The sequence below is a fragment of the Arthrobacter sp. H5 genome (assembly GCF_000520595.1).
Taxonomy (GTDB): domain Bacteria; phylum Actinomycetota; class Actinomycetes; order Actinomycetales; family Micrococcaceae; genus Arthrobacter_D.
In genome coordinates, this window is record NZ_KI915006.1 from 21355 (window position 1) to 29077 (window position 7723).

Sequence of the window (7723 nt, forward strand, 5' to 3'; positions counted from 1 at the left end):
CTACCTTTATGTGCTGATGGTCCTCAGAAGCTAGGCATTGCCGTCAAACAGGCTGGTCACCGAACCGTCGTCAAACACCTCGCGGATAGCCCGGGCAATCAGCGGAGCGATCGACAGCACAGTCAGCTGTGGGAACCTTTTCTCCGACGAAATGGGCAGCGTGTTGGTGACCACCACCTCGCGGGCGCCCGATTCCGACAGGCGGCGCGCGGCCGGGTCGGAGAACACAGCATGGGTGGCCGCGATAATCACGTCTTTGGCCCCAGCGTTTTTCAACACTTGGACGGCGCCGGAGATTGTTCCGCCAGTGTCGATCATGTCGTCAATCAGCACACAGGTGCGGCCTTCCACCTGGCCCACCACCTGCTTGGATACTGCCTGGTTAGGAACCGTGAGATCACGGCTCTTGTGTACGAACGCCAACGGCGCTCCACCCAGCCGCTCGGCCCACTGTTCGGCCACGCGCACACGCCCGGTGTCGGGTGAAACAACCGTGACGTTGTCCGCGTCGACCCGGGTGCGGATATAGTCCGCGAGCAGCGGAATAGCCATGAGATGATCCACCGGTCCGTCAAAGAAGCCCTGGATCTGAGAGGTGTGCAGATCCACGGACATGAGCCGGTTAGCGCCGGCCGTCTTGTACAGGTCCGCCACCAGGCGGGCTGAGATCGGCTCGCGGCCGCGACCCTTCTTGTCCTGCCGGGCGTAGGGGTAGAACGGTGAGACCACGGTGATGCGCTTGGCGGAAGCCCGCTTCAGTGAATCGATCATGATCAGCTGTTCCATTAACCAGTTGTTCAGAGGCCAAGGGTGCGCCTGGATGACGAAGACGTCGGTGCCGCGGACACTCTCACCGGACCGGACGTAGATCTCACCGTTGGCGAAGTCATACGCTGAGATCGGCAGCAGCTCGGTGTCCAGCACCGAGGCAATTTCCTCCGCCAGCTCCGGGTGCGCCCGGCCGGACGCGAGGACCAGCTTCTTTTCTCCGCGTGCAGTGATTTCGCTCATGAACGGTCGCTTTCCTCGGTGGAGTTGGTGTTTTGTGCAGCTTCAGTGGCAGCCTTCGCGGCGGCGGATCCTGGCCTCTTCTCGATGACCCAGCCCTCGGTGTTGCGCTGCGGCGCCACACTGATCGCCAGCGCTCCCGCAGGCACGTCCTTGCGGACCACTGCTCCGGCTCCGGTGTAGGCGCCGTCACCCACCGTCACAGGGGCAACAAAGACCGTGTTGGAGCTGGTGCGCACGTTGCTGCCGATGACCGTCCGGTGCTTGTTGACGCCGTCGTAGTTGGCTGTGATGTTGCCGCACCCGATGTTGGTGTCCTCGCCGATCTCAGCATCGCCGGCGTACCCGAGGTGCGACAATTTCGACCCGCGCCCGATCGTGACGTTCTTTGTCTCGTAGAACGCACCGATCTTGCCGTCAGCGCCCAGCACCGTACCCGGCCGAAGGTAGGTGAACGGGCCCACCGATGCACCGGCACCGATCCGCGCTCCGGACCCGTGCGTGCGCACCACCTTGGCGCCTTCCTCAATCACCACATCGGTCAGGGTTGAGTCAGGACCCACGACGGCATCCCGTGCCACCCGTGTGGCCCCGTGAAGCTGCGTTCCCGGCTGGATGGTCACGTCCTCAGCCAACTCCACGCCGACATCAATCCATGTCGTGGCAGGATCCACGACTGTGACGCCTGCGCGCATCAATCGCTCCAGTGTGCGGCGGTTGAGTTCAGCGCCGAGCGCGGCAAGCTGGACGCGGTCGTTAGCCCCTTCAACCTGCCAGCGGTCCCCGGAGACCTGGGCTGCTACGCGGCCTCCACCGCTGCGGGAGATGGACAGGACATCCGTCAGGTACATTTCGCCCTGCGAGTTGTTGGAGTCCACCTGTTTGAGGGCGGATCTGAGGGTTGCGGCGTCGAACGCGTAGATGCCGGAGTTGATCTCGCGGATGCCGCGCTGTTCCTCCGTAGCGTCCTTGTGCTCCACGATGCCCATGACGGTCTCGTCGACGGCGCGGACAATCCTGCCGTAGCCGGTTGCGTCGTCGAGGACTGCCGTGAGCACGGTAACGGCGTTGGATTCGTCCTCGTGCGTCCGCACAAGTTCTTGAAGGGTTTCAGCTGTGAGCAGCGGAACGTCCCCGTAGGTAACTACCACGGTCCCCAGCAGCTCGCCGGCCGCGCCGCTGTCCAGAGCGTCAAGGGCCACCTGAACTGCGCGTCCGGTGCCCGGAGTATCGTCCTGGTCAACGATCGTGGCGTCGGAATCCAACCCGGACACATGGGCAGCAACGACGTCCCGCTCATGCCTTACAACCACTGCTAGTTGCTGCGGGCTCAGGCCGCGGGCCGCAGCGAGTGCGTGGCCAACCATCGACGTGCCGCCAAGGGTGTGAAGGATTTTCGGTGTACGGGATTTCATCCGCGTACCGGCGCCTGCTGCGAGGACGATGACCGCCGCCGGTTGCTGGAGGGTGTGTGCTGGGCTACCGACGGGATTCTGTGGGCTCACGAAGGGGGCCGCTCCTTGCCTGTTGTTGGGCGACTGGCCGGTTGGGCCACGCCGTATGCAAATCCTAGCCGCGTGCAATTCAACGTGCAGTGGGATATCCCACCGTTCCGCCCATAGGATTCGAACCTATACTCCACAGCTCCAAAGGCTGGGGTGCTGCCATTACACCAGGGCGGACCGCGTTGAAACGGGTCAGTTTCCTGTCCGGACACGCGACTATCTAGTTTGCCATGAGCGGGCCTTATCCTGCGACTTGAGCGGCAGTCTGCAAACTCCCTCCCACCGGCCCGCCCGTAGGATGAAGTAATGACTTCACGCCCGGACGCCGGCCCAGCCATTGCCCGGCTGCGCATGACCGGACCACAGCGTCGGGCCCAGTTGATCGACGTCGCCCGCGGACTGTTTGCGCTGCGCGGTCTGGACGGCACCACCATCGAGGAAATCGCCGCAGCCGCCGGCGTCTCAAAGCCCGTGATCTACGAGCACTTCGGCAGCAAGGAAGCGCTGTACACACAGGTGGTGGACGTTGAGTTCCACATCCTGCTCCGCGGAGTCTCTACTGCGCTGGCAGGCTCTGTGGGATCGCGGGAACTGCTGGAACGCGCCGCCCTGGCCCTGCTCGACTACATCGAAAACAGTACCGACGGCTTCCGCATCCTCATGCGCGACGCTCCCCCATCCCAGCCGGAAGGCGCCTTCTCCACCCTGCTGTCCAGCATCGCCGCCCGCGTGGAACACATCATGGTGGACGAGTTTGCCCGCCGCGGCTTCAACTCCCAGGACGGCGCCATCTACGCACAGATGCTGGTGGGTATGGTCGCCATGACCGGACAGTGGTGGCTGGACGAACGCAGCCCCGATAAGAAAGCCGTTGCAGCCCACCTGGTCAACCTGGCCTGGAACGGCCTGCAAAACCTCTCCCCCGAGCCCACCCTGCAGATTGACCGCTGACTACTTCCCCAGCACGTCCGCCGCCACCAGCCACTCCTCTTCAAGCCGCTCCTGCTCCCCCTGCGTCGCGCGCAGTTTCGAGTTCAGCGCCGCCATCCGATCAAAATCAATGTCCCCGGCCTCACCGGCGTCGTTCATTTCCTTCTGCACCTTCTCCGCCAGCGCTGCCGCCTTGGAGATCTGACGTTCAATACGGGTCAGGTCCTTCTTCGCCTGCCGGGTTTCCTCCGACGAGGGGCCGTTGCCCCCGCCGGTCTCACCGGACGCCGCCAGTGGTGCAGCCCCGCCGTCCTGCAGCATCCCGCCAGCGGGCATTCCCCGCCGCAGTTCCAGATACTGGTCAACGCCGCGTGGCAGGTCCCGCAGCTTGCCGTCGCCCAGCAGCGCCATCTGCGTGTCGGTGACCCGTTCCAGCAGGTACCTGTCGTGCGACACCACTACGAGCGTCCCCGGCCAGCCGTCCAGCACATCCTCGATTGCGGCGAGGGTATCGGTGTCAAGATCGTTGGTGGGCTCATCGAGCATCAGCACATTGGGTTCTCCCACCAACAGCCGGAGCAGCTGCAGCCGCCGCCGCTCACCACCCGAAAGATCACGCACCGGCGTCCACTGGCGCTGATTGGTGAAGCCGAGCTGCTCCACCAGCTGACTGGCCGACAGCTCGCGGCCTCCCACACTGAAAACCCGCTTCTCCTGCTCAATCACCTCGGTGACCCGGAGATGGTTCACGTCATCCAGTTCACGCACTTCCTGCGAAAGAACGGCCGTCTGAACGGTTTTGCCCCGCTTAAGCCTGCCCGACGTCGGCGCAATGTCACCGTTCAGCAGCCGCAGCAGGGTGGTCTTGCCGGAACCGTTGACTCCCACCAGCCCCAGCCGCTGGCCGGGCGCCAGGCGGAGCGTGATGCCGTCAAAGAGGTTCAGCTCACCCAGTGTGAGCGAAATGTTCTCCAGGTCCAGCACGTCCTTGCCCTGGCGGGCCATGGCCATCTTGCTCAGGGCCAGGGAGTTGCGTGGCTCAGGAACATCGGCGATCAGCGCGTTGGCCGCCTCAATGCGGAACTTCGGCTTGGCGGTGCGGGCAGGTGCGCCGCGGCGCAGCCACGCGAGCTCTTTCTTCACCAGCTGCTGGCGTTTGCCTTCAACAACGTTGTCCATCCTGTCGCGCTCGGCACGCGCCAGCACGTAGGCAGCATAACCGCCGTCGAAGCCGTCCACCACCCCGTCATGGACCTCCCAGGTCCGGGTGCAGATCTCGTCCAGGAACCACCGGTCGTGGGTGACCACCAGCAATCCACTCTCTGATGGCCGCCAGCGCTGCGCCAGGTGCCGGGCAAGCCACGCGACGCCCTCCACATCCAGGTGGTTGGTGGGCTCGTCAAGCATGATGACGTCGTCGTCGCCAATCAACAGCTTGGCCAGCGCCACCCGGCGCTTCTGGCCACCGGAAAGGGAGGAGACCTTGGCGTGCCAGTCCACTTCGCCAACCAGCCCGCCCATGACATCGCGGATCTTCGGGTTGGACGCCCACTCGTGATCGGCCTGATCCCCCACGATCGATGCGCCCACATCGAGGTCGCCGTCCAGCACGTCCGTCTGGTCCAGGTAGCCAACGGTGACGTCCCGGCGCTGGGTGACGCGGCCGTCGTCGGGCGTTGCCCGCTGTGCCAGCAGGCGCATGAGCGTGGACTTGCCGTCGCCGTTGCGGCCCACCATGCCAATCCGGTCGCCGTCCTCGATCCCCAGGGACACGCCATCCAGGATGGTGCGGGTTGCAAAGGTGACGCTGACGTTTTCAGCGCCCAGAAGGTGTGCCAAGAATGTACTGCTTTCGTTTCAGTTGGGTGGAGCCTGCAAAATCAGTCAGGCAACAAAGTCGGTGACAATCCGGGCCCCGTGGGCGGGACCGTGGACCACGGCGGTCTGCAGACCGGTGGATGCGATCAGTGCTTCGATTTCGACGGCGTGGTCCGCACCGTCGGCCAGGAAGGCGACGGTGGGCCCCGAGCCCGACACAATGCCCGCGAGCGCACCCGCGTCAACGCCCGTCTGCAGAACGTCCTTGAGTTCCGGTGCAAGTTCAAGCGCAGCCAGCTGCAGGTCATTGTGCAGGAGGTCCGCCAGGCCGCGCGCATCCCCGGCACGCATTGCGCCCAGGATCTTGGGATCCATCTCCGGGGGCTCCAGCGGTTCGTTGCCCCCTGCCGTCCTCAGGTCATCCAGTGTGCGGTACACGTCGGGGGTGGACAAACCAAACGCCGACGTCACCAGCACCCAGTGCAGCGGCGTCTTCGAAATGGCGGGCGTCAGCTGGTCACCCACACCGAGCCCGACGGCGGTGCCACCCACCAGCGCAAACGGCACGTCCGCGCCCAGGTCCACCGCGATCTTGGCCAGCTCATCCCGCGAAAAACCGCTGTTCCACAGGGCGTCGCAGGCCAGGAGTGTAGCGGCTGCGTCGGCTGAGCCTCCGCCCATGCCGCCGGCCACCGGAACCCGCTTGGTGATGTCCAGGTGGACGCCGGTGGACGTCTCGCTGAGATCGGCGAGCAGGGTTGCCGCACGCGCCGCCAGGTTGCTTGCATCCAGCGGAATCTGGTCCAGGGGCAGGTTCAGGCTTCCCTGGCCGTTCACAGTGACGGTGACGCCAGCGTCCTCGGTGACCCGTGCCGTGACCTCTTCATACAGGGACACCGCGAGGTACACGCTCGCCACGCTGTGATACCCGTCCTCACGCAACGGGCCCACGCGCAGGGACACGTTGATCTTGCCGGGCGCCTTCACACGCACCGCGCGCGGACCGATGCCGTGCAATCCCGCCGTTCTCCCTGCAACCATGTGTCCAACTTAGATCACATGCACGGCCGGGGTGAAACGACGTCGTACATGTTTTTCCCTCTCTTAGGCGGAGAGCGGGTTCTTTGCTTCCGCGATCCTGGCGAAGGCACGGATGTCCAGGACCTCTCCGCGGGCTGACGGGTCGACGCCGGCACGCACCAGCGCCTGTTCGGCCAGGACCGCTCCTCCGGCCCAGCCGGCAAGCGCCGCGCGGAGGGTCTTGCGCCGTTGCGCGAATGCGGCGTCGATGACGGCGAAGACCTCCTGCCGGGTGGCGGTGGTGGCCGGCGGGTCATGGCGTTCAAACCGCACCAGTCCGGAGGCGATCTTGGGTGCCGGCCAGAACACGTTCATGCCGATCACCCCGGCCTTGCGCATCTGCGAGTACCAGGCAGCTTTGACGGAGGGCACCCCGTAGGTTTTGGATCCGGGCGGTGCGGCGAGCCTGTCGGCGACTTCGTCCTGCACCATCACCAGGCCGTGCCGCAGGCTGGGGAAGCGTTCCAGCAGATGCAGCACCACGGGAACGGCAACGTTATAAGGGAGGTTGGCCACCAGTGCAGTGGGTTGCGCGGGCAATTCCGTGATCCGCATGGCGTCGGCAAGGACCACGTCGCAGCTGCCTGTCCGTTCTGGACGCCACTGGGCAATCGTCTGCGGCAGCTTGGCGGCAAGCACCGGATCTATTTCGACGGCGACAACCCTTGCCGCCGCATCCAGCAGGCCCAGGGTGAGCGAGCCGAGACCGGGCCCCACCTCGAGGACGGTCTCGTCTTCGTTGATGGCCGCCGCAGCGACTATGCGCCGGATGGTGTTGCCGTCAATCACAAAGTTCTGGCCGAGCGTCTTGGTGGGGCGGAGGTCCAGTTCGGCCGCCAGCCGGCGGATTTCCCCGGCCCCGAGCAGGGCTTTGACCGGTTGGGGATTGGCGGTGTCATTCACTTAGCCATCGTAGCCGGGAGTGTGGCTGTTCGCCGTCGAGATTCGGGGCCGCCGTGCGAGCCCGGTGCCGCCGTCGGGCTTGGAAAATCCCACTGAACTCACTGGCTCAGTGGGCATGTCTGGACATGCCCACTGGGTTGGGCTTGAAAATGGGAGCATCCCACCGGGGTTGCACGCAAAGCGGGCCCGGCCGTCGTGGCGAAGCCCGCTTTCACTGTGCTGGATTTCTCCTGTGCGTGAGCCAGCTATCCGAGGCCAAGCTTTGCGGAACATGACGGCCAGTGGCCCCATCCACCGTTTTGCTTCAGTACTTCGGCAGTGGCGATCTGCTCTGCGGGTGCAGCCAGGTGCGGCAGTGGTGCGTACTTGCCGCCGCCTGCTCCCAGCCAGCTGGACTCGCTGAACTGCAGGCCGCCGTAGTAGCCGTTTCCGGTGTTGATGGACCAGTTGCCGCCCGACTCGCACTCGGCCAAGGCCTG

The 7723-nt window shown here is 64.9% G+C and carries 7 protein-coding genes and 1 tRNA gene; 1 reads left to right on the plus strand and 7 read right to left on the minus strand.

Annotated elements, in window-relative coordinates; all coding sequences use genetic code 11:
- Positions 1-30: 30 nt before the first annotated feature.
- From Y708_RS0115015 to Y708_RS0115025, 3 genes are all read right to left on the minus strand, one after another.
- Positions 31-1011: a ribose-phosphate diphosphokinase gene (locus tag Y708_RS0115015; RefSeq protein ID WP_028280560.1), complete on the minus strand. Its 981-nt coding sequence runs from the start codon at positions 1009-1011 to the stop codon at positions 31-33.
- Positions 1008-2513, minus strand: a complete 1506-nt coding sequence (gene glmU / locus Y708_RS0115020) for a bifunctional UDP-N-acetylglucosamine diphosphorylase/glucosamine-1-phosphate N-acetyltransferase GlmU (RefSeq protein WP_028280561.1) — start codon at positions 2511-2513, stop codon at positions 1008-1010. Before glmU ends, Y708_RS0115015 begins: the two co-directional genes overlap by 4 nt.
- A gap of 105 nt (positions 2514-2618) precedes the next feature.
- Positions 2619-2690 (minus strand) — tRNA-Gln (locus tag Y708_RS0115025).
- A 129-nt stretch (positions 2691-2819) separates the two neighbouring features.
- Here Y708_RS0115025 and Y708_RS0115030 point away from each other — a divergent pair.
- Positions 2820-3464, plus strand: coding sequence for a TetR/AcrR family transcriptional regulator (locus Y708_RS0115030; protein ID WP_028280562.1), 645 nt, complete (start codon positions 2820-2822; stop codon positions 3462-3464).
- Here Y708_RS0115030 and Y708_RS0115035 read toward each other — a convergent pair whose 3' ends face one another.
- The 4 genes from Y708_RS0115035 to Y708_RS25425 form a co-directional block, all read right to left on the minus strand.
- Complete coding sequence (locus tag Y708_RS0115035) at positions 3465-5282, minus strand: ABC-F family ATP-binding cassette domain-containing protein (RefSeq protein WP_028280563.1); 1818 nt, start codon at positions 5280-5282, stop codon at positions 3465-3467. It abuts the gene before it with no gap.
- A 45-nt stretch (positions 5283-5327) separates the two neighbouring features.
- Positions 5328-6302: a 4-(cytidine 5'-diphospho)-2-C-methyl-D-erythritol kinase gene (locus Y708_RS0115040; RefSeq protein WP_051479035.1), complete on the minus strand. Its 975-nt coding sequence runs from the start codon at positions 6300-6302 to the stop codon at positions 5328-5330.
- Positions 6303-6365: 63 nt separating this feature from the next.
- Positions 6366-7244 carry a 16S rRNA (adenine(1518)-N(6)/adenine(1519)-N(6))-dimethyltransferase RsmA gene (gene rsmA / locus Y708_RS25420; protein ID WP_051479036.1) on the minus strand — a complete coding sequence of 293 codons (879 nt, stop codon included), beginning with the start codon at positions 7242-7244 and terminating at the stop codon, positions 6366-6368.
- Between the two features lie 245 nt (positions 7245-7489).
- Positions 7490-7723, minus strand: a 234-nt coding sequence (locus tag Y708_RS25425; RefSeq protein WP_162150490.1) for a transglycosylase family protein, incomplete at its 5' end; no start/stop codon positions are given.

Coding starts and splice junctions, on each gene's coding strand:
- Y708_RS0115015 (WP_028280560.1), bottom strand. CDS start 1,011: ATGAGCGAAATCACTGCACGCGGAGAAAAGAAGCTGGTCCTCGCGTCC.
- Y708_RS0115030 (WP_028280562.1), top strand. CDS start 2,820: ATGACTTCACGCCCGGACGCCGGCCCAGCCATTGCCCGGCTGCGCATG.
- Y708_RS0115040 (WP_051479035.1), bottom strand. CDS start 6,302: ATGGTTGCAGGGAGAACGGCGGGATTGCACGGCATCGGTCCGCGCGCG.